This is a genomic window from Thomasclavelia cocleata (genome assembly GCF_900102365.1).
Classification (GTDB): Bacteria; Bacillota_I; Bacilli_A; order Erysipelotrichales; family Coprobacillaceae; genus Thomasclavelia; species Thomasclavelia cocleata.
Genome location: NZ_FOIN01000002.1, coordinates 133,429 through 154,541 on the forward strand (window position 1 = coordinate 133,429; position 21,113 = coordinate 154,541).

General features: G+C 27.9%; 22 protein-coding genes. 4 read left to right on the forward strand and 18 right to left on the reverse strand.

Features of this window, described 5'->3' with window-relative positions; translation table 11 throughout:
* Nucleotides 1–19: 19 nt before the first annotated feature.
* From BMW96_RS01865 to cdaA, 5 genes are all read right to left on the reverse strand, one after another.
* Nucleotides 20–1,333, reverse strand: a complete 1,314-nt coding sequence (locus tag BMW96_RS01865; RefSeq protein ID WP_092351937.1) for a HAMP domain-containing sensor histidine kinase — start codon at nt 1,331–1,333, stop codon at nt 20–22.
* Nucleotides 1,333–1,986 (reverse strand): response regulator transcription factor, encoded by a 654-nt coding sequence (locus BMW96_RS01870; protein WP_092351939.1) that lies wholly within the window; start codon nt 1,984–1,986, stop codon nt 1,333–1,335. The genes BMW96_RS01865 and BMW96_RS01870 overlap by 1 nt, the downstream gene beginning before the upstream one ends.
* A 74-nt stretch (nt 1,987–2,060) precedes the next feature.
* Entirely contained in the window at nt 2,061–3,410 is a 1,350-nt protein-coding gene (gene glmM / locus BMW96_RS01875; RefSeq protein ID WP_092351941.1) for a phosphoglucosamine mutase, read from the reverse strand.
* Between the two features lie 12 nt (nt 3,411–3,422).
* Nucleotides 3,423–4,838 (reverse strand): CdaR family protein, encoded by a 1,416-nt coding sequence (locus tag BMW96_RS01880; RefSeq protein WP_092351943.1) that lies wholly within the window; start codon nt 4,836–4,838, stop codon nt 3,423–3,425.
* Nucleotides 4,822–5,670, reverse strand: a complete 849-nt coding sequence (gene cdaA, locus BMW96_RS01885; protein ID WP_092351945.1) for a diadenylate cyclase CdaA — start codon at nt 5,668–5,670, stop codon at nt 4,822–4,824. Before cdaA ends, BMW96_RS01880 begins: the two co-directional genes overlap by 17 nt.
* 450 nt (nt 5,671–6,120) lie before the next feature.
* Here cdaA and BMW96_RS01890 point away from each other — a divergent pair, with 450 nt between their 5' ends.
* The 4 genes from BMW96_RS01890 (at nt 6,121) to BMW96_RS01905 (ending at nt 10,361) form a co-directional block, all read left to right on the forward strand.
* Nucleotides 6,121–6,633 (forward strand): ferritin, encoded by a 513-nt coding sequence (locus tag BMW96_RS01890; protein ID WP_092351947.1) that lies wholly within the window; start codon nt 6,121–6,123, stop codon nt 6,631–6,633.
* A gap of 259 nt (nt 6,634–6,892) precedes the next feature.
* Nucleotides 6,893–7,465, forward strand: coding sequence for a phosphate propanoyltransferase (pduL, locus tag BMW96_RS01895; RefSeq protein ID WP_092351949.1), 573 nt, complete (start codon nt 6,893–6,895; stop codon nt 7,463–7,465).
* Between the two features lie 70 nt (nt 7,466–7,535).
* Entirely contained in the window at nt 7,536–8,171 is a 636-nt protein-coding gene (locus tag BMW96_RS01900; protein WP_092351951.1) for a DUF4230 domain-containing protein, read from the forward strand.
* Nucleotides 8,172–8,306: 135 nt separating this feature from the next.
* Complete coding sequence (locus BMW96_RS01905; protein WP_092351953.1) at nt 8,307–10,361, forward strand: helix-turn-helix domain-containing protein; 2,055 nt, start codon at nt 8,307–8,309, stop codon at nt 10,359–10,361.
* Nucleotides 10,362–10,550: 189 nt separating this feature from the next.
* On the opposite strand, the gene BMW96_RS01910 is transcribed toward BMW96_RS01905, so the two are convergent.
* The 13 genes from BMW96_RS01910 to rpsK form a co-directional block, all read right to left on the reverse strand.
* Complete coding sequence (locus BMW96_RS01910) at nt 10,551–10,826, reverse strand: HU family DNA-binding protein (protein WP_092351955.1); 276 nt, start codon at nt 10,824–10,826, stop codon at nt 10,551–10,553.
* 77 nt (nt 10,827–10,903) lie between these two features.
* Nucleotides 10,904–11,926 carry a threonine aldolase family protein gene (locus BMW96_RS01915; RefSeq protein WP_092351957.1) on the reverse strand — a complete coding sequence of 341 codons (1,023 nt, stop codon included), beginning with the start codon at nt 11,924–11,926 and terminating at the stop codon, nt 10,904–10,906.
* A 16-nt stretch (nt 11,927–11,942) separates the two neighbouring features.
* A complete protein-coding gene (locus BMW96_RS01920) occupies nt 11,943–12,773 on the reverse strand; it encodes a MurR/RpiR family transcriptional regulator (RefSeq protein WP_092351959.1) in 831 nt (276 codons plus the stop codon).
* Between the two features lie 216 nt (nt 12,774–12,989).
* Nucleotides 12,990–13,898 carry an alpha/beta hydrolase gene (locus tag BMW96_RS01925; RefSeq protein WP_092351961.1) on the reverse strand — a complete coding sequence of 303 codons (909 nt, stop codon included), beginning with the start codon at nt 13,896–13,898 and terminating at the stop codon, nt 12,990–12,992.
* Complete coding sequence (locus BMW96_RS01930) at nt 13,891–15,090, reverse strand: hypothetical protein (protein WP_092351963.1); 1,200 nt, start codon at nt 15,088–15,090, stop codon at nt 13,891–13,893. Before BMW96_RS01930 ends, BMW96_RS01925 begins: the two co-directional genes overlap by 8 nt.
* 81 nt (nt 15,091–15,171) lie before the next feature.
* On the reverse strand, nt 15,172–16,062 hold the full coding sequence (locus tag BMW96_RS01935) for a PHP domain-containing protein (protein ID WP_228762457.1): 891 nt from the start codon (nt 16,060–16,062) through the stop codon (nt 15,172–15,174).
* Nucleotides 16,049–16,786: a tRNA pseudouridine(38-40) synthase TruA gene (truA, locus tag BMW96_RS01940; RefSeq protein WP_092351965.1), complete on the reverse strand. Its 738-nt coding sequence runs from the start codon at nt 16,784–16,786 to the stop codon at nt 16,049–16,051. Before truA ends, BMW96_RS01935 begins: the two co-directional genes overlap by 14 nt.
* Entirely contained in the window at nt 16,786–17,586 is an 801-nt protein-coding gene (locus tag BMW96_RS01945) for an energy-coupling factor transporter transmembrane component T family protein (protein WP_092351967.1), read from the reverse strand. Before BMW96_RS01945 ends, truA begins: the two co-directional genes overlap by 1 nt.
* The gene (locus BMW96_RS01950) at nt 17,579–18,430 is read right to left on the reverse strand and encodes an energy-coupling factor transporter ATPase (protein WP_092351969.1); all 852 of its coding nucleotides are present in this window, start codon (nt 18,428–18,430) and stop codon (nt 17,579–17,581) included. Before BMW96_RS01950 ends, BMW96_RS01945 begins: the two co-directional genes overlap by 8 nt.
* Complete coding sequence (locus BMW96_RS01955; protein WP_092351971.1) at nt 18,406–19,236, reverse strand: energy-coupling factor transporter ATPase; 831 nt, start codon at nt 19,234–19,236, stop codon at nt 18,406–18,408. Before BMW96_RS01955 ends, BMW96_RS01950 begins: the two co-directional genes overlap by 25 nt.
* A gap of 95 nt (nt 19,237–19,331) precedes the next feature.
* Entirely contained in the window at nt 19,332–19,694 is a 363-nt protein-coding gene (gene rplQ / locus BMW96_RS01960; RefSeq protein ID WP_092351973.1) for a 50S ribosomal protein L17, read from the reverse strand.
* 32 nt (nt 19,695–19,726) lie between these two features.
* Nucleotides 19,727–20,671 carry a DNA-directed RNA polymerase subunit alpha gene (locus tag BMW96_RS01965; RefSeq protein WP_092351975.1) on the reverse strand — a complete coding sequence of 315 codons (945 nt, stop codon included), beginning with the start codon at nt 20,669–20,671 and terminating at the stop codon, nt 19,727–19,729.
* A 47-nt stretch (nt 20,672–20,718) separates the two neighbouring features.
* Complete coding sequence (gene rpsK / locus BMW96_RS01970; RefSeq protein ID WP_024722572.1) at nt 20,719–21,111, reverse strand: 30S ribosomal protein S11; 393 nt, start codon at nt 21,109–21,111, stop codon at nt 20,719–20,721.
* Nucleotides 21,112–21,113 lie beyond the last annotated feature (2 nt).

Consider the following 21,113-nt stretch of genomic DNA (forward strand, 5'->3'; position numbering starts at 1 on the left):
ATAAAAAGGATAGCTTAAACTATCCATTTATATTCTTTTCAATAATAAAGCTTACACCAACATCTCTATTCACTGCTGTTACATTATAGCCATACATTGTACATGTTTTATAAACAATTGACAAACCTAATCCAAATTGACCTTTGGTTCCTTTTTCATAGGGTTTAAATAATGCTTCTATATTTTCATTATCTAATGATTCTCCATCATTATATAGTTCTAAATAGTTTTGTTTTAAAGTTATCTTGATTTTACTGTTCACATAACGATATGCATTTTCTATAATATTTTCTACACAGATACGCCAACACTCTTCATCGCCTTTAAACGAAACAAATGCTAAATCAGTTTCTATTGCTATTTCTGGATGCATTCCTTGTAACTGAAGAGTTATGTGTTCAATTAATGTTTTCATATCTACTTCATTATTAACATTTTCACTACTTAAAAAATCTAAGCGATTTAAATATAATAAACTTTTGACTTTACCATCTAATCGATCTGCATTTTCTATAATAACATCCATAGAAGCATCTTTATCACCATATGGATATATATCATCTTTTACACTTTGTGAATATGATTTTATTAAAGCAATTGGTGTTTTTAAATCATGTGAAATATTATGAATCATTTCTTCTTTAGTCTTGTTTTGACGATCAATTTCTTCTTTCATCACTACCAGCTCATTAGAAACAATTCCAATTTCATCACTACGATCAATTTTAAGTTCACTCTTTTTATCATTTCTAATATCTTCAATATAATTTCTAATAGCCTTTAATGGTTTGATTAAATTGCTTACCCATAAAAAAATGACCACACCAATAATTGTAAATGACACATATAAAATATTAATTATCTGTTGTTTTATTGCAGAAATCAAATTAGCTGAATAATCACTATATACTAATGATACAATATATGTATTATCATCTTTTTTTGTAATTTGATAATATACTGTAGCACCTGAAAGATTACCTTTTTTTTGAATCTTTTCTTTATCATTTTCGATCATTTCAAATAAATTATTTCTAAATACATAACTTAATTTTTCAGCATCACTATATGTTATATTGGCTGAAGGAATCAAAACATTATTTTCAGCATCATACTTCATATGATAAATTTGTTTATCTGTAGATTTTTCAATTGGGCTATACCCATAATCAACATAACCACGTTGAGCTGTTTCAAGAGTTTGAAACATTTGATTATCAATTAAATTTGTTAAATTCTTATTAATAAGAGGTACTAGAATTACTAAAACAACTAGCGCAATTAATGAAAATATAATAATTAATTGTCGCTGTAGAGAGAATTTCTTTAACATTAGTCTAAACGATAGCCAAATCCATAAATTGTACGAACATTAATTTCTGGCATTTTCTTTCTAAGTCTTCTTAATGTATCATCAACTACACGATCGCTACCAAAATAATTTTCATCCCAAACTTTATTAAGTACTTGTTCTCGAGATATAGCTAAGCCTTTGTTTACAATAAAATAAACTAATAAATCATATTCTTTTGTTGTTAGAACAATTTCTTCATCTTGACAAAACACTCTTCTTTTTTCTAAATCAATATTATAACCATCCATTTTTATCTTTGATGGATCATCATATGAACGTTTAATTAAGTTATTGATTCTTAAAACAACTTCTTTAATATTAAATGGTTTAGTTATATAATCATCAGAACCTTTTTCTAAACCAATGATTCGATCAAACTCTTGATCACGAGCAGACATAAAAATAATTGGCATTTTAGGACGAGCACTTTTTATTTCATTAAATAATTCAAACCCACTTGAACGATCTAACATAATGTCAATTAACCACAAATGAACATCATCACTTTTATGCATTAATGCTTCATCATATGTATAAAAAGAATATACAATGTATCCTTCTTTTTCTAAATAGGTTCTTACTAAATCATTTAAATTTTTTTCATCATCTATGATATTTATTTTAAATTGCATTTATTTCACCTCACTTTTAATATATATAAAATATTGCCATATTATATGGCAATATTATGTGATATTATGTTATTTTATCTTTTAATAATAAAACCTTTCTCTTTCATCTTGTCAACAATCTTATTTACATTAATCAAACATTTTTCATCACTGTCAGCTTCAACCATTACTCTTACAACTGGCTCAGTTCCACTTTCACGAACAAGAACACGTCCATTTTCACCTAAATCAGCTTCAACTTCAGCAATTACAGCTTTTACATCTGGATCCTGTTGAGCTTCTTTTTTATCTCTAACAGGTACATTTTTCATTAATTGAGGATAAATAGTAACAGGTTCTATCAATTGTGCAATCGTACGTTTACTTTCAATTACAGCTTCCATAACTTTTAATGATGTTAATATTCCATCACCAGTTGTAGCATGTTTTGAAAAAATAATATGCCCTGATTGTTCTCCACCTAAAACATGACCATTTTTTACCATATTTTCATTTACATATTTATCTCCAACAGCAGTTTTTTCATATTTAATATTTTCTTTATCAAAAGCTTTATATAAACCTATATTTGACATAATTGTAGTGACTACTGTATCATTTGCTAATTCACCATGATCCTTTAAATATTTTCCACATACATATAAAATCAAATCACCATCTACAACTCTTCCAAATTCATCAACACAAATACAACGATCAGCATCACCATCATAAGCAAAACCAATATCTAAAGCATTTTCTTTAACATATTGTTGCAACACTTCAATATGAGTTGATCCACAATTTGTATTAATATTTAATCCATTAGGATCACTATTGATTACAAAAGTTTTAGCACCTAATGCATCAAAAACACTTTTAGCAATAGCACTACTTGCACCATTTGCACAGTCCAAACCAACTCGATAATTTCTAAAAGCCCTTGTTGGAATTGACATCAAATATCCAATATAGCGATTACGTCCTATTGAGTAATCTAAAGCACAACCAATTTCATCTTTTGTTGCATATGGTAATTCATCAATCAACCCATCTATATACTGTTCAATTAAGTTTTCAATATCAGCATCTATTTTATGACCATTACCATCAAGTATTTTAATCCCATTATCATAATAAGGATTATGAGATGCTGAAATCATGATTCCACAATGAAATTCTTCACTAGTTACCACATATGAAACTGAAGGTGTAGTTGTTACATGCAATAAATAAACATCTGCCCCACTTGCAGTAAGACCAGATACCAATGCATATTCCAACATATAAGAACTTCTACGTGTATCTTTTCCAATTACAATTTTAGCTTTTTCATTACGAGAGTAGTACCAACCTAGATAACGTCCTACCTTATAGGCATGTTCAACTGTTAGTTCAACATTGGCTTCCCCTCTAAATCCATCTGTACCAAAATATTTACCCATTACCTTTTCCTCCTATTTTTTTAAAGTAACTGTTATTTTTTCAGGCGAAACTAACTTATAACTTAAATATCCTTTATTAGTATCCAAATCTACTTTAACAGTATTACTTCCAATTTTCAAGTCTTCTAAATTAATTGATGCAACAAAATCACTAGCTGATACACTATCTAATTTTTCCGCTACCCCTTCAACTTCAATTGAAACTTTCTCTTGTCCATTAGTAAAAATAACTCGATAATTACCTTCATTATTAACTATATTAATGGGGACATCTGTAACAAGTTTTTTTATAGCTGGGGAAACTCTTATTGAAGCATCAACTGTATCAAAAGCAAATTTATTAATTTTATCAATTTTAGATATTGGCAATTTACTATAGCTTTTATCCCCACTTAAATCAGATATATCTATATTCACATATACATTATTAACACTATTTAAAAATTCTTCTTTTCCATATATTTTAACTTTTTCTTTTGATAATGTAACACTTTCTAATCCATAGCCACTTTCAAAATGTCCTGTATATTGCGGAAGTATTAAAACTTCTTTACTATATGAAGAAACATCACATTGTACTTTTACAGTATTGGGAATTATTTCAACATCAAGTTTTTTACCACTACGATCATAGGCAAAGATTCTAGCTTTTTGTTCAAAAGCACCTTTAATCTCTTTTAGATCAATTGCTGCTTTAACAGCATTAATCTTGCCTATTGTATCTTGAGAACCTCGTACTTCTACTTGCTGATGCTCCATTGACTCAACTGAAACAGAATATTTATTATCTAATTCTTCTTCATTAATAAAATTGTAGCCTAACTCAAACGTTTTAGTGATTTTTTGAGTAATCTTAACATTTACTGTCTGAGGTACGATCATAACTTGTAAATCACTAGGAAACCCTTCACTTTTAAACTCGATTGTATGATCACCTTCTCCTAAACTAGAAAAATCAGCAATAATTTTATAATTCTTAGCAATCTTTGCCGAATATATATCTATTGAAGGACCAACAAGTGCCACATTTACTGTTTCAGGTAAACCAACAACATCAAAATCATCTTGTAATCCTTGAGCATCAATTTTCACATCATAAATATAATCTCCACCATTTAGTTTAGAAAAGATACTATTGACACTACCATTAATTGTAAACAACAATACAATTGCCATAATAAAAGATAAAACTTTCATCGATAGATTTGACTGTAACATTCGATCTAAAAATACATTCAAAGAATTAACAGTTTTATAAAGAATTTCAAAAGCTTTATCCTTTACATTAAATGTCTCTTCATTATTTCTTATTAATGTTTGTTTATCATTTTTCTTATTCTCTGACTTTTGTCGTGTAATAAAATTTAAAAAGAAATCTGTAGTAGAATCCTTCTTAATCGATGGTTTTTGATTATCCTTTTTGATCATCTTTTTCACCATCCTTTTCTTTTGAATTAAACCAGTTTAATTCATTAACTAAAGAAGCTCTTAATTCCTTACGAGGAATTTTTCGAAGTTTTCCATTAACCGCAAATGAAATAGTTCCTGTTTCCTCAGACACAACTACTGTTAATGAATCAGTTATTTCACTGATACCTAGAGCTGCACGATGTCTTGCACCATATAATGGACTTAATTCCTGATTAGTTGGAGGATAAAATGCAGCAGCACAAATAACACGATCATCTTTTATAATAGTTGCCCCATCATGTAATGGTGTCCCCTCCCAAAATATCGTTGTAAATAATTCAGACTTTATATCTGCATTTATTTTAGTACCTGTATTTATATAATCTATTAATGATTGGCTTCTTTCAAATGTAATTAGTGCTCCAGTTTGATCTTCGGATAATTTTGTAATAGCCGCCACTAATTCATCCATTAAACGTTCCTTTTCATCATCTGATAAATTATCATGTTTGATTTCAAGTTTAGTTCGACCAATTTTTTCTAATAATCCTCTAATTTCTGGCTGAAATACTATAATAATGGCTACAACACCCCATGTTAGCACTGTGTCTACTAAATAATCCATTGCACTTAATCCTAATAAATTTGTAAATATTTTTAAAATAAGAATTAGTAGAACTCCTTTAAATAATTGCATGGTACGCATATTCTGTCTCATCATTGAAACTAAAACATATATAACATACCAAACTAAAATCAAATCTATAATAGTTCTGACTACATTAAAAATCAAACTTAAATTAAATGTAATTGCAGAAACAATCGGCATCAAAATACCACCTACTTTCATGACCTATTATAACATTATCATATCTAAAATAAAAATCATTTATTATATATTTAAATCTCTTTAATCTAACAAATTACAACATTACTAATACATATAGTAAACAATATTAAAATATCTTAATTCTATAAAATAAATATGAAAACAATAAGATTTTATGTTAAAGAAAATAATTTAATTACTTTATTACTTTACGATTTTAAAAATCTCTGAAGCAGTAACTACTAATTCACTTACAAACCAATTAAAGAATAATTTTCATGAAAACTAGTTTGCCAACAATTTTAATAAAAACTAAATACCTCACTTAATACCATTTGTATGATTTTTGTTTTATAACATAATAGCTTGTCCTAACAAGATAACAATTAATAAAATAATTGAATTATTTTAGCATTTGGTTATTAACTTTATCAAAAAATAGGTCTATACTATAAACAGGAGGTAACTAAGATGTTAAATAAAAAAATTGTAGAACTATTAAATGATCAAATTAATAAAGAATTATATTCTGCTTATCTTTATTTAGATTTTTCTAATTATTATAAAGATAATGGATTAGACGGATTTGCAAATTGGTACAATATCCAAGCTCAAGAAGAAAGAGATCATGCAATGTTATTTGTTCAATATCTTCAAAATAACAATGCTAAAGTAATATTAGAAGCAATTGATAAACCAGATAAAGAATATACAAAATTAAATGATCCTCTTATCTTTGGTTTAGAACATGAAGAATATGTAACTAGTTTAATTCACAATCTTTATGATGCTGCATATTCAGTAAAAGATTTTCGTACAATGCAGTTTTTAGATTGGTTTGTTAAAGAACAAGGTGAAGAAGAAACTAATGCAAATGATTTAATTACAAAATTCAACCTATTTGGTTCAGATTCTCGCTCTCTTTATTTACTTGATAGCGAATTAGCAGCACGTGTTTATAGTGCACCATCTCTTGTCCTATAAAAATTAAAAGTCATAACGAATAAATATTAACTATTTATTCACTATGACTTTTTTAATTACTATTACTAAAAACGCTTTACAATTTAGCAGGTTCTTCTCTTTTATAGTATGAGTATTTAAATTTTTATAAACTACTTAAAAATAAGAATAATTATGCTATTTAAATAAATTTGTGTCAAATTTTTTTCTAATTTATCGCTATTTCCTTGAAAATAACAATAAAAGTAGTAATATATAATAAGGAAAAAGGAGAATGATTATGACTAAAAAAATTATCGTTGAAACTTCAGCAAGACATATTCATTTATCAGATGCTGATTTAGAAACACTATTTGGTAAAGGTTATCAATTAACTAATAAGAAAGATTTATCACAACCAGGACAATTTGCATGTGAAGAAAAAGTAACAGTAGTTGGTAGTAAAGGTGAACAAAAAATGTCTGTGTTAGGACCAACACGTAGTGCTACTCAAGTTGAACTATCACTAACTGATGCTCGTTCTTTAGGTTTGCCAGCAGCAATTAGAGAATCTGGTGATATAGAAGGAACAGCTGGATGTAAATTAATAGGCCCTGCTGGAGAAGTTGAAATTCCTTGTGGAGTAATTGCAGCTAAAAGACATATACATATGACCCCTGCTGATGCAGCTGAATTTGGTGTTACTGATAAACAAATCGTTAAAGTAGAAATTGAAACTGATGGTCGTTCATTAGTATTTAAAGATGTTGTTTGTCGTGTAAGTGAAAGTTATGCTACTGCAATGCATATTGATACTGATGAATCAAATGCAGCTGGATGTGGTCGTGAAGTATATGGAACTATCATTAAATAATTAAGCCTTCGGGCTTTTTATTTTTATCATTAATTGTCGAATTATGTTATAATAATGTTAGGTGAGAAAAGTGAAAATATTAGATATATTAGGAAAAACAAAAAAAGCTATTGGAGGTATTATTGCTATTTTTTTAGTAGCTTTATTAATCTTTTATGCAGGTACAAGGTTTGCTAGTGGCAGTGAACAACCTAAAATATCCTCTACTGGTTTGACCCAACAGCTTCAGGAAATTGAAGAATTAGCTACCTTATCTTATAACTATACTAAGGTTGGTAAATTCTCTGATAATTTGACCTTTAATGGGTGGGATATTCCTTTAACTCAAAAAAGCTTTTTAATTACATATGATGGTAGATTAAAAGCAGGAATTAAAATGAATAACATAAAAATTGAAATTGACAATAATACTATTACTGTTTCTATTCCAGATATTGAAATTTTAAGTAATGAAATTGATGAAAGTAGCATTGAAGTATATGATGAAACTAAAAATGTATTTAATCCAATTTCTATTAATGACTATACCAAATTTGCTAAAAAGCAAAAGGATGCTGTAGCTGAAGAAGCAATTGAAAATGGTTTATTAAGTGAAGCTGCTACTAAAACTCAAAGTATTATAAAAAAATATTTAAATGCTTTACCAGATATTAATGGAAAATATGAAATTATTGTCAAATTTATAGAATCCTCAAAAAAGAGCTAATATTTAGTTCTTTTTTATTATTAAACTACTTATTTTATAGCAAATTCTATTTAAAAGCGAATAATTCAACTGCTGGTAACTTGTTTTAATTAGTATTTATCATATAATTATTCTGTATCTAAAAAGGAGTTTTTTATGGATAATATCAAAATTGGAAAATATATTTCTTATAAAAGAAAACAAAAAGGACTGACACAAAAAGAATTAGGTGAAATGCTACTAATGAGTGATAAAGCCGTTTCTAAATGGGAGCGGGGGATTAGTTTACCTGATATCTCTTTATTACCAGAACTTGCTAAAATATTTAATATTACCGTTGATGAATTATTAAATGGTGAAGATAATACTTTTACAGTTAATAAAGAAAAAAATAGCCTTTATATATTTAAACTAACAGCAAAGGCATATAAACAGGTTTTATATTTTCAGCTTTATTCTAAAAAAATCTGGTTATATGTTATTAATCTACTTGCTTTTATTTTTATTTTTGGAGGATATGCACTCTTTTCATTACAACAATATTATTCTTTTCATCTAGATATTATTGGCTTATTGATTATTGTATTGGGAATTAGTTTATTTTTTATTCCAATATTACTACCAATTATTAAAGCCAGCTTCTTTAAGGAGACGGAATATCAATATACTTATGATCAAGAAAATTTAACATACATTAAAGATGGGCGAGAAACTTGTTATAAATATAGTAATTTTCATCATTTATATAAATCTAATGATTATTGTATATTAATAAATAATAGCGAAAAATTATTTATTAATCTTAAAGATTATAAAGTAATTAGCAAATTTTTAACATGCCCTATTACAAATATTATTTCTAAAAAAGAAAAATGGATAACAAACTCGCAAATAGCTTTAACAACACTAAGTATTTTATTATTAATTTTAGAATTAGGTTATCATATAATTTTAAAAAACCTTGGTTTTGAACTAATCTATGCTCAATTAGAATATATCATCATTATAACAATATTATTATCGACTATTATCTGTATAATCATATCTAAGATAAAAATTAATTTAATTACTACCTTAAGTATTATTACTTCTAGTATAATTATCCTCATTACTACTTGGTTAATTAGTGGTAACTTTGTTACACAAATAACATATTATTCAATTTCCCCAGATTTTTCATCACAACTTGTATTAAAGCAAGATAAAAATACTGGAAAAATAAATGATTATCACTATACATATCTTTGTTTCGCTAAAAAAACCACTTCATTTAATGCTTCTTCAATTAAAAAAATATCAACTAGATGGCTTACAAATGATTGTAATTATATAAGTTATCAAAAAGCAGATGGTAGTAGTGGTATTTATATTGCAACTTATGGTGATCGTAGTGATGGAATTGCATATTACTCTGTTTTAAATAGTTTAAATGGAGACTGGATAAATAAATATGATGATGAACCAAGATATCATTTAATGACAAAAAATAATTCTATTACAATCAATAATACTGAAACTTTTTCAGAAAGTGAAATCGAACAATTTGGTACTATTGCAATTACATTATCAAAAGGGAGTGAAACTAGATATATCATAGCTTTAAATAGTAATTGTATTATCGATGATAATGGTTTAATCAAACATGATGGGACAATTGAAATCATTCCAGTTTTTCAAGTCAATGTCCCTGCAACCGAGCTATTCTGTACTACTTATAAAAAAGATGATCAAGTTCAACAAAATATCAATAATCAAAAACGTCAAGAAGCTTTAGATATAGTTAATGAGATGCATAGTTTAATTAATAATAAAGAAGATTATAATAATTTCAAATCTCGTGGCGACTTATTTAAAATACAAACTAATTCTAATGATTATATTGAAATAACTGGTTTGGCTTATCAAAAAGAACAAGAACTTGGTGGTGATACTGGTGTCATAGTTGATACAAATGGGACAAATTTAAGCATAAAAGCTGGCACAATTAATGATTTTTATGTAGAATTTTCAACTAAAGGTAGTTATCGTTTACATGATAATGAGGAAATCTCAGAAGTTAGCTATAGTTATAGAATTATTAAAAGCTATGATGGATATTTAATTGCTAAGATAGGTTATCGAATACCTGGTAATATTGGACTAGTTGCTTTATCTCCAACTATAGAAGCTGATATCAGTAATAATGAGTTATTTCATCATAGTTCCTCATAGTTAAAATAATCATAAAGACCATATATATTCATAATCCAATCTTATTAATTTCTAAATATATTCAAACACAAAAGTTTCATTATGTTTTAAAATGATCATAACATACAATTAAAAGAGTTCTTATTTCTGATATTTTTGATCAGTTTTTCTTCTAAATTAAAAATGACCCTTGGGTCATTTTATATTATATTATTTATTTACAGCATTCTTTAAAGCGCTACTAGATTTGAAAGCTGGAGCTTTGCTTGCAGCAATAGTCATAGTTTCACCAGTTCTTGGATTACGCCCTATTCTTTCTCCTCTTTCACGTACCTCAAAATTTCCAAATCCTTTTAATGATACCTTGTCGCCTTTTACTAATGCTTCAGTTACTACATCTACAAAAGCAGTTACTACTTTATCAACATCAGTTTTTGTCATTTCTGTGTTAGAAGCAATTGCTTCTACTAATTCAGTTTTATTCATTTTAATTTCTCCAATCTTTATATTTCATATACACATTATATTACTTATTATTAGTGATTACAAGCAATAATATACCTCTAATCATTAATAAATTGATTGATTTCTTTTATAAATTCTTCTACTTCTTTTCTCTGTGTTGCCCATGAAGTAACAAGACGAATACAGTTGTGATTATCATCTATTTGATCCATTACAATAAAAGAATAATCTTGCTTTAATTTTTCAATTAACTTCTTAGGTAATATTGGGAAAACCTGATTACTTGGTGAATCAACATACATATCAAAATCTTTAAGTCCAGCTCGTAAAATATCAGCCATTAAATTTTCATGTTTACCAATCTCTATATATAAATTATTGCTAAACAATTCTTTAAATTGTACACCTAATAGCCTACCTTTAGCTAACATTGCCCCACGTTGTTTTATATTATATCTAAAATCTGTTTTTAATTGATCATTTATAATAACTAAACACTCTCCAAATAAAGCCCCCATTTTAGTACCCCCAATATAGAAAGCATCACTATAATTAACTAAATCTTTTAAAGTTGGGGTGTTTTCAAGTGCTAATGCACTACCAAGTCTCGCTCCATCTACAAATAAATATAGATTATTTGCTTTACAGAAATGATAAATATCCTTTAATTCATTAAGCGTATATACACTTCCATATTCTGTTGTTTGTGAAATATAAACCATTTTAGGCTGTACCATATGTTCATCAATATGCTCATCAATTATACTCTTGATCATATTTACTGTTAATTTACCATTGAGATGTGGTCGTGTAAGTACTTTGTGACCAGTTGCCTCAATTGCTCCTGTTTCATGAACATTAATATGACCACTATCTACAGCAATTACAGCCTGATATTGTTTTAAAGAAGATGAAATAAATACAGCATTAGTTTGTGTGCCACCAACTAAATAATGTACATCTATATCATTATTATCTACTAATTTCTTTAAAATATTTGTTGCTTCTAAGCAGTACTTATCTAGTCCATATCCCTCGCATTGTTCGTAATTTGTTTTTAACAATGCTTCTATTATTTTAGGATGTGCACCTTCACTGTAATCATTTGTAAAACTGTACATAAAAAACCTCCTTAATTTATCTTCTCGGATATAATAACCCATAACGTACATACAAAACATCAAAATATGTTTTAATAACAGTTGATCCAGATAAAGATGATTCCGTAAAATCACTTTCTTTACCTCGAACAATAAATGTATGGTCCGCCAGTTTTATTACTTCACTATTTTCATTCATTGTTATTAATATAACTTTAGCTCCTCTATTTTTTATAGCTTTAACTAATTCACCAATTGGAATTGGCCGAGCTCTAACTGACAATACAATAGCCACACTATTTTCATCTAATAACTCTATTCTTTGACTATCATCTCCACGGTCTGCAAAAGCATAAGAAAATTTTCCTAGTTTTACTAACTTAAATTGAATATCTGAAGCCAAAATCTTATTAAACTGAAATCCAAAAAAATGTAATTTTTTAGCATCATAAATAATATCACATAACCGATCTATTTCATGAATATTAACATATTTTTTACTCTCAATTAAAGAATTTACAGATAAATCATAGACCATATCTATACATTTTGAAGGATTCTTGTGAATTGCCACTAAATCTTCTGGCTCTAATTTTATTTCATGACTTGCCTGTTGTAACCCAGCTTGAACTTCTTTCTTAAACACTGCAAAATTATCACATTTCAACGCCTTACAAAAACGTGATATTGTTGCTGGTGAAGTATAGCACAAATCAGCTAATTCATTAATACTAATACCTGGTATTTTATCAATATTATTTAATATCTGATAACAAATTGTATAATACATATCTTGAGTATAAGAAGCATTAATGTAGGTTAATAAGTTATATAAGATATCAACCTCTACATTTTCTCTACGATTCATAGTATCGCCCTCCTTATAGGATATATTATACACAATTTATATAAAAAAAGAAAACAGGAAATCCTGTTTTCTACCTTTCTTCAACATTTAAAATTAAAAACTTCTTAGCATAATTATATAAACCTTTCAGTTAAATTCTTTATGATTATATTATTTTAAATATTTTTAGTAATATAATCTTTATTAAGAATAATTTTAAGATTATAACTTATAATTCTATCCATTTACATATTTTAAGATAAATTCTTTCAATGTATTTTTAAAATCGTCTGTTTCTTTTAATTCATATAAATAATGTTCATCTCTTAAAACAAATAAAACTTTACTTCCACGATTAGCGTTATATAAAGGATATACCATATCTAAAGGTACAAAATCATCTTCCTTCATATGTATAAATAATGTTGGAATATCATTATGTTTCAACATCAATGGATAAGATTCTTTAATATTTATTCTAACTTCCTGTTTTATCTTCCGTTTTAACATTTGCATAGTTGGAAATTTTGGAACCTTGTAATCTTTAATCATTCGATATCCTAAAATATCATATACACTTGTATAAGCACCATCACTAATAATTGCATTAACGTTTTTAAGTAAATGTTTACTAGCCGCCTTTAAAATAGTATTTGCTCCAGTTTCTTTACCATATAAAACAATTCTATGATCTTTACCATATTCATTAAGCAGATATTTATTCCAACAAACTAAATCATTTACATCTTTAATTCCTAAACCACGAATATAACCATCACTTTGTCCATGGCTACAAGCATCAACTAATAATATGTTCCATTTAGGATATCGTTCTTTAAAAAATGGGACATATAAAGACATATCTTTTGCTTCAAGAGCAAAAGGATGTAAAATAACTAATGTTATATCAGCTAAATTTTCCGTTATTAATATTCCTCTTAATTTAATTCCTTGACGATTTTTAATAAATACATTTTTACCACCATATTTTGTTTCTAAAATACTTGGTTTATCATCTTCTTTGTGATGACGATACAACATTGCTTTAACTGTACGATTGACAAACATATTTAATGCTCCTGCACCAGATGCTAATCCAGCTAAAACCGCTAAAGAGGTAAATACTTTCTTTCCTTTTTTATCCATTTTTACCATACTCCTTATAATTCTCCATTAATAAACGATTTATATTGCTTACTTGTTCAAATGAACTTAAACGATATTCATCATGTTCCATTCTTCCAGCATAAAATCTAATTGCCTTTTCTAATTCTTCACGAATTTTTTCATGATATTCACTTGGGAACGTTGAAATTGGAAAACATACAAATACAAATGTATTATAGTCTTTTGAAAATAAATTTATAAGTAAATCGTATCCTTCACTTTGTACTACTGAATTCCCAATTGCTAATTGTAAGTCATGATTTGCAAAAGTGAGCATATCACTCATAACAAATCTAATTACATTCATTGCAGCATCTCTATAAGCATCATGATCACTTTCAAAAATAGCCTTTAAATAAGAAACAACAATATTTGAATTTCCATCATTTTCAAATCGTTCATCAATATATTTGAAAATAGCCTTAGTTACTCGATAATGTGATAATACTAAATTTCCAAAGTCAGTCATAATTGCAAATGCAAATCTTTGTGAATTACATAAACGCCATATTGCCTCTAATAAACAATCTTTGACTTGGTCATAAAAAAGATTAAGCTGTTCAAATACCATTCGTATTATCATTCTAAAATAATATAAATGATATTGATATTGGGTATCTAAATATTTAGCTGTAGTTCCATCCCACTCGTATTCATATAAAATTTTATCAAGTAACAAATTGACTGAGTCCATGAATTTTTTATAATTTCCACTTTTTATTAATTTATGTAGATAAGGCATAAAAAATTCATAAAAATAATCAATTGTTTCTTGATTAATACCTCGATGATATTCTAAATAGTCAAGTATGTTACGATAATCTAATGGCTCTAACATACTCTCGGTATTTTTATTGTCTATATAATGCTGAAAATCATAGCAGTGAAGAATTGTAAGATATTTATTGAAATATATAATCTTTTTTAGTGCATCTTTGATGATATACTCTTCTTCTTGTTCATGGAGGTCAACTGAAAAAGTAGTTTTAATTTCAGGTCCATAGTAATCTAAGGTTAGAAAAACATTAATCTCTCGAAACTGAATATCTCGAATATAATAATGAAACTTATGTTCAAATTTTTTAGTTTGTACACAACTATGACAACGATATTTACCCTGATAATTACTTTTATGATCTTCTAAATACTTATGAATACATTCTCGTATCATAATTTCACCTCCCTTTTCTATGACTATTTTACCACTAATAAATAAATATTAAAACTAATAAGGGAAATAAGTATCTAATATTTAATTAGTTTCTTTTTTGCCCTTTTTAAATTCAAATTTATCAACAATATTTAAATGATACTTTTTAGCAAATTTATATAAATCTTCATATATTTCTTTATTAAAATCTTCTGGACTATGAGCATCTATTCCTAATATCACTTTACACCCCATTTTGCCTGCAATCTCAAAAAAATGAGCATTAGGATAAGGATAAAGCTTTTCATCACCGACTTTACGTAATCCTCTACGAATCCCACCGCCATTTATTTCTAATGGAATATCACTTTTTAAAGCTTTTAGACATATTTCCCTGGTAATATTTTCACAGAACTCATCAAAATATACTTTTCCAGTCATAAAAAGATCTGGATGGGCTATATATGAAAATAAATTAGAATCCATTGCTTTTATTAAGTCATTTTTATATTTAATAATTTCTTCATTAGTTATGTTTAATTTTCCATAATAACGAGTATGAATAGAATATTTATTAAAATGATTACCTAAGATTAAATAATCTACTTCTCCTGAATCTAAAAGATTTTGATAATATTGTAAATAGTTTTCAAAATATTCAGCTTCAAATCCTTGATATATCTTAATTTTTTCTTTGTATTTTTCTTTTACTTTTTTTACTTTATCTAAATGTTCCTTTTTATTACAATATGGCATTCTCATCGCTGGTCCATTAGTAAAAATAGTTTTAATTGCTACTAAAAAGGCTCTTAATTCTTTTAATGTATAAGGGAGCCCTTTTAAAATATGTAGACGATAATAAGGTAAAGGAATATGATCACTAAATCCCAATTCTAAAATATCATTTTTTATTGCACTCTTTACCATTTCTTCTTCGTTACCTATAGCATGTCCACAACGAAATGTATGTGTATGAAAATTAGTTTTCATCATAAAATACCTCATATAAATATAATCCTTGTGGCTTAGCCTTGAATAAACATTTCTTTTGTCCATTACTATCTAATAATTCTTGTAATCTTTCTTTTGTTATACGTTTTGCTCCTACTTGTATTAAGCCTCCTACAATATGCCTTACCATATATCTTCTAAAACCATTTCCCACTAAAACAAATTTAATTATTCCATTATCATTGCTTATAGATAATTCATATAGTTCCCTAATTGTATTACCATATTGATCATAACTACAAAATGAAGCAAAATCATGTACACCAATAAATATTTTAGCAGCCTCTTTCATTAAGTTAATATCCAATGAACGCCCATATTGAAAAATGTAATTAGTTTGAAATGGACTATACTCATTTGTACTAAGTAAATAGTGGTATTCTTTTTTTATTGCACTATAGCGGCTGTGAAAGTCATTACTGACAAATTTAGTATCAAGAATATAAATATCATTAGGTAAAAAGTGATTAATTGCTCTTTTCCATTGTGATTCTGGCATTTCTCTTGTCGTATCAAAATGGAATACTTGTTTAACCCCATGAACTTTAGCATCCGTTCTACCAGAACCATGAATTATTATTTCTTCTTTACAAATATTTTTTAAAGCTTTTTGTATCTCTCCTTGAACCGTTCTTAATTTATTTTGAATTTGAAATCCATGAAACTTACTACCATCATAATTTACAATGCACTTAACTCTAGTCATTATATAAATATACTTAAAGCTATTACGCTTCCAGATACCATGACAGTAAATATTAATGCTATGGTATCATATTTTCTCCAACAAAGTGATTTATATCTAGTTCTAGTAGCTTCTGGATTATAATTACGGCTTTCCATTGCATTTGCTAAATCTTCCGCTCTTTGAAATGCAGAAATAAATAATGGAATTATTAATGATACAATTGCTTTTATTTTTTCAGATAACTTTCCTTCATTAAAATCAACTCCTCGACTGGCTTGAGCTTTCATAATTCTTTTAGCTTCATCTAATAAGTCTGGAATAAAACGTAAAGCTATAGAAATCATCATTGCTAATTCATGAGCTGGAAATCCAAATCTTTTTAAAGGATTTAGAAGATTTTCTATTGCCAAGGTAAGATCTAAAGGTTTGGTAGAAGACGTTAAAATCGTTGTCATAGTTATTATTAGAATTAAACGAATAAATATATATGCTGATTGTAATAAGGCTCCTGAATATATTTTAAGACTTCCTAATCTAAATACAACTTCTCCTGTGTGGATTAAAAAAATATTAAAAATCATTAAAAAAAGCATCATAAATAACATCGGTTTAATTGCTTTTAAAATATGTTTAATAGATATATTTGAGGCAATAGCACTAATCAAAACAAATATTGCCATGATTCCATAGCCAAGAAAACCTGAATCAAAAAAGATTGCAATTAAGAATATTAATAAAGCCCCCATTTTTAAACGTGGATCTAAACGATGAATAACTGAATCAATAGGAATATACTTACCAAATGTCATATTATCCATTTATTTCACCACCAATTGCTAAAACTAATTGATCAATATTATTAATTGAAGAATCAATATTAAAACCATGATTATTTAGTTTTAAAATAAAATCTGTAATAATAGGTAAATCAATTCCTAAACTATTCAAATAATTACTATCTTTAAAAATATTTGTTACTGAATCATGTTTTTCAACTCGACCATGATTCATTACTACTACTTCATCACAATATTGTAAAACATGGTTCATATCATGAGTTATTAAAATAATTGTTTTTCCTAAGTCATTAATTTTTTTAAACAAACTCATCATTTCATTTGTACCTTGAGGGTCTAATCCTGCAGTTGGCTCATCAAGAATTAAAATATCTGGATTCATTGCAAGAATTCCAGCAATCGCAACACGACGCTTTTGTCCTCCTGATAATTCAAATGGTGACTTACTTAAATAACTTTCATTTAACCCAACCATTTTTAAAACTTTACTAGCAATTTTTTTTGCTTCTTCTTCACTTACCCCAAAATTCATTGGACCAAAGATAATATCCTTTTCAATTGTTTCTTCAAATAATTGATATTCAGGAAACTGGAAAACAAGACCGGCTTTTTTACGTAATGGCTTTAATTTACTAGGTTTATCTGTTGCAGTAATAATAAATTCATCAACATTTATTTCACCACTTGTAGGTAATAATAAAGCATTAATATGTTGAATTAATGTACTTTTACCACTTCCCGTCTGTCCAATAATGGCAGTAAAACTTTTATCTTTAATATTAAGATTAACTCCTTTTAAAGCCTGATAAGAAAATGGAGTATTTTCACTATATATATGTTCTATTTCTTTAAATGTAATTGGCATAATTCTTTTATTAAAACCTCCATATCTAAAGTCTTACTAGTCTTTATTCCATTCTTTTGCAAACCTAATGCTACTTTTAGTGCAAAGGGAATATCTAGTTCATATTTTCTCAAATTAGTTTCATTACTTAAAATATCCTTAGGTTTACCTTGGGCAACTATCTTTCCAGAATTTAATATTACTACTTGATCAGCATTCTTTGCTTCTTCAATATCATGAGTTATAGATATAATAGTTACTTCCTTTTTTTGATTTAATTCTTTAACTATCGTATTTATTTCACGGCGCCCCATCGGGTCTAACATACTTGTTGCCTCATCTAATATAATGATTTTAGGATTCATTGCCAAAATACCAGCAATAGCTACTCGCTGTTTTTGACCCCCAGACAATTTTGTAGGTTCATGATCAAGAAAATCACTCATGCCTACTTTAGAAGCATAAATATTAATAATCTCTCCCATATCCTCTTGAGGAACACAGTTATTCTCTAATCCAAATGCAATATCATCTCGTACAGTCGCTCCAATAAACTGATTATCTGGATTTTGAAAAACTATTCCAATGTTATCTCTCACTTTATATAAATTATCCAAATTTAATTCATCATCATTAATAATTATTGATCCTTCTGATTTTTCCAATAAACCAATTAATAGCTTTGCAATCGTACTTTTACCACTACCATTATGTCCCAAAATTGCCACATAATCTCCTTGTTCTATATCAAAAGATATGTGGTCAATTGTTTTTAGTCCAGGTTCATATTCAAATGATAAATCTCTAACTCTTATAATTTTATCCATTCCTTCACCGCCTTATTATACTACTGTTAATCATTCTATATTTATTAAACCTTTTAGTCAAGTAAAAGAAAAAAAGACCCATAGGTCTTTATTAATTAAACTAATGTGATAATTGCCATTGGGGCATTGTCACCTTTACGATTGTAAGTTTTTAAGATACGAGTGTATCCACCATTTACATCTTTATATTTAGGTGCTACTTCATCAAACAATTTTTGTACAGCTGTTTTTCCTGTTGATTCATCAATTACATTATGTAATACAGCAGCAGCTTGACGTCTTGCATGTAAGTCACCACGTTTACCTAAAGTAATTAATTCTTCTACAACAGAACGAACTTCTTTAGCTCTAGTTTCTGTAGTTTCTAGTTTACCATACATTATTACTTCTGTTGCAAGAGAACGTAACATCGATTTTCTAATGTCAGAAGTACGTCCTAATTTTCTATTTTTAGCCATGAGATTAGCGCTCCTTCCTTCGTATTTGCGAATTAATCGATAGGTTTAAACCCTAACCCTAATTCAACTAACTTCTCTTTTACTTCTTTTAAAGATTTCTTACCTAAATTTCTTACTTTGATCATATCATCTTCAGATTTAGCGGCAAGGTCTTGAACAGTTTGAATTCCTGCTCTTTTTAAACAATTGTATGAACGTACTGATAAATCTAATTCTTCAATTGTCATATCTAAAACTTTATTACTTGTATCATTTTGTGCTTCAGACATAACTTCCATATTCACAGCCATATCAGTTAACTCTACAAACATATTTAAATGTTCTACTAAAATCTTTGCAGCTAAAGAAATAGCTTCATAAGGTTTTAAAGCTCCATTTGTTTCGATTTCTAGTGTTAATTGATCATACTTTGCACTCTCACCAACACGAGTTGGTTCAACTGTATAAGATACATTTTCAACTGGTGAAAAAATGGAATCAGTAGGAATAATACCAATAGTATTAATATCTTTCTTATTTTGATCAGCACTTACATATCCACGATCTTTTTTTGCATATAATTCCATGTATAAGTGAGCACCTTGAGCAACATGAGCAATTACCATATCGTTAGAGATCATTGTTACTTCAGAAGGGCATTGAACATCAGCACCTGTTACTGTAGCAGGTCCCTCAACATCAATAATCATTGTAGCCGATTCATCACTATCTACATCAAAAACTAATTTTTTAAGATTTAAGATAATTGATGTAACATCTTCGACAACACCATCTACTGCAGAAAATTCATGAATTGCTCCTTGAACTTTAATTGCATAAACAGCAGATCCAGGTAAAGAAGATAGAAGAACTCTTCTAAGTGAATTCCCCAATGTAGTACCGAATCCTCTTTCTAAAGGTTCGATAACAAATTTACCATAATTATCTGTTTCATCATAATTAGCTATATTAAAATTTGCCTTTTCAAACTTTTGCATTATTTCCCTCCTCACTAGGAATTATTATTTTTTTGATCATACAATAATTATCCACGAGGACGTTTTGGTGGACGACACCCGTTATGTGGAATTGGTGTAACATCATTTATAGATGTTACTTCTAATCCAGCAGCTTGTAAAGCTCTAACTGCAGCTTCACGTCCTGGTCCTGGACCTTTAACACATACTTCAACAGATTTTACTCCATGATCCATTGATGCTTTTGCTGCAGCTTCAGAAGCCATTTGAGCAGCAAATGGAGTAGATTTTCTAGAACCTTTAAATCCTAATGCCCCAGCACTAGACCATGTTAATACATTACCATGTTCATCAGTAATTGTCACAATAGTGTTATTGAAAGTTGAATGAACATGTGCTACACCTTTTGCGATATTCTTTTTTACACGTTTTTTACCGCGTACTTGTCTTACTTTTGCCATTT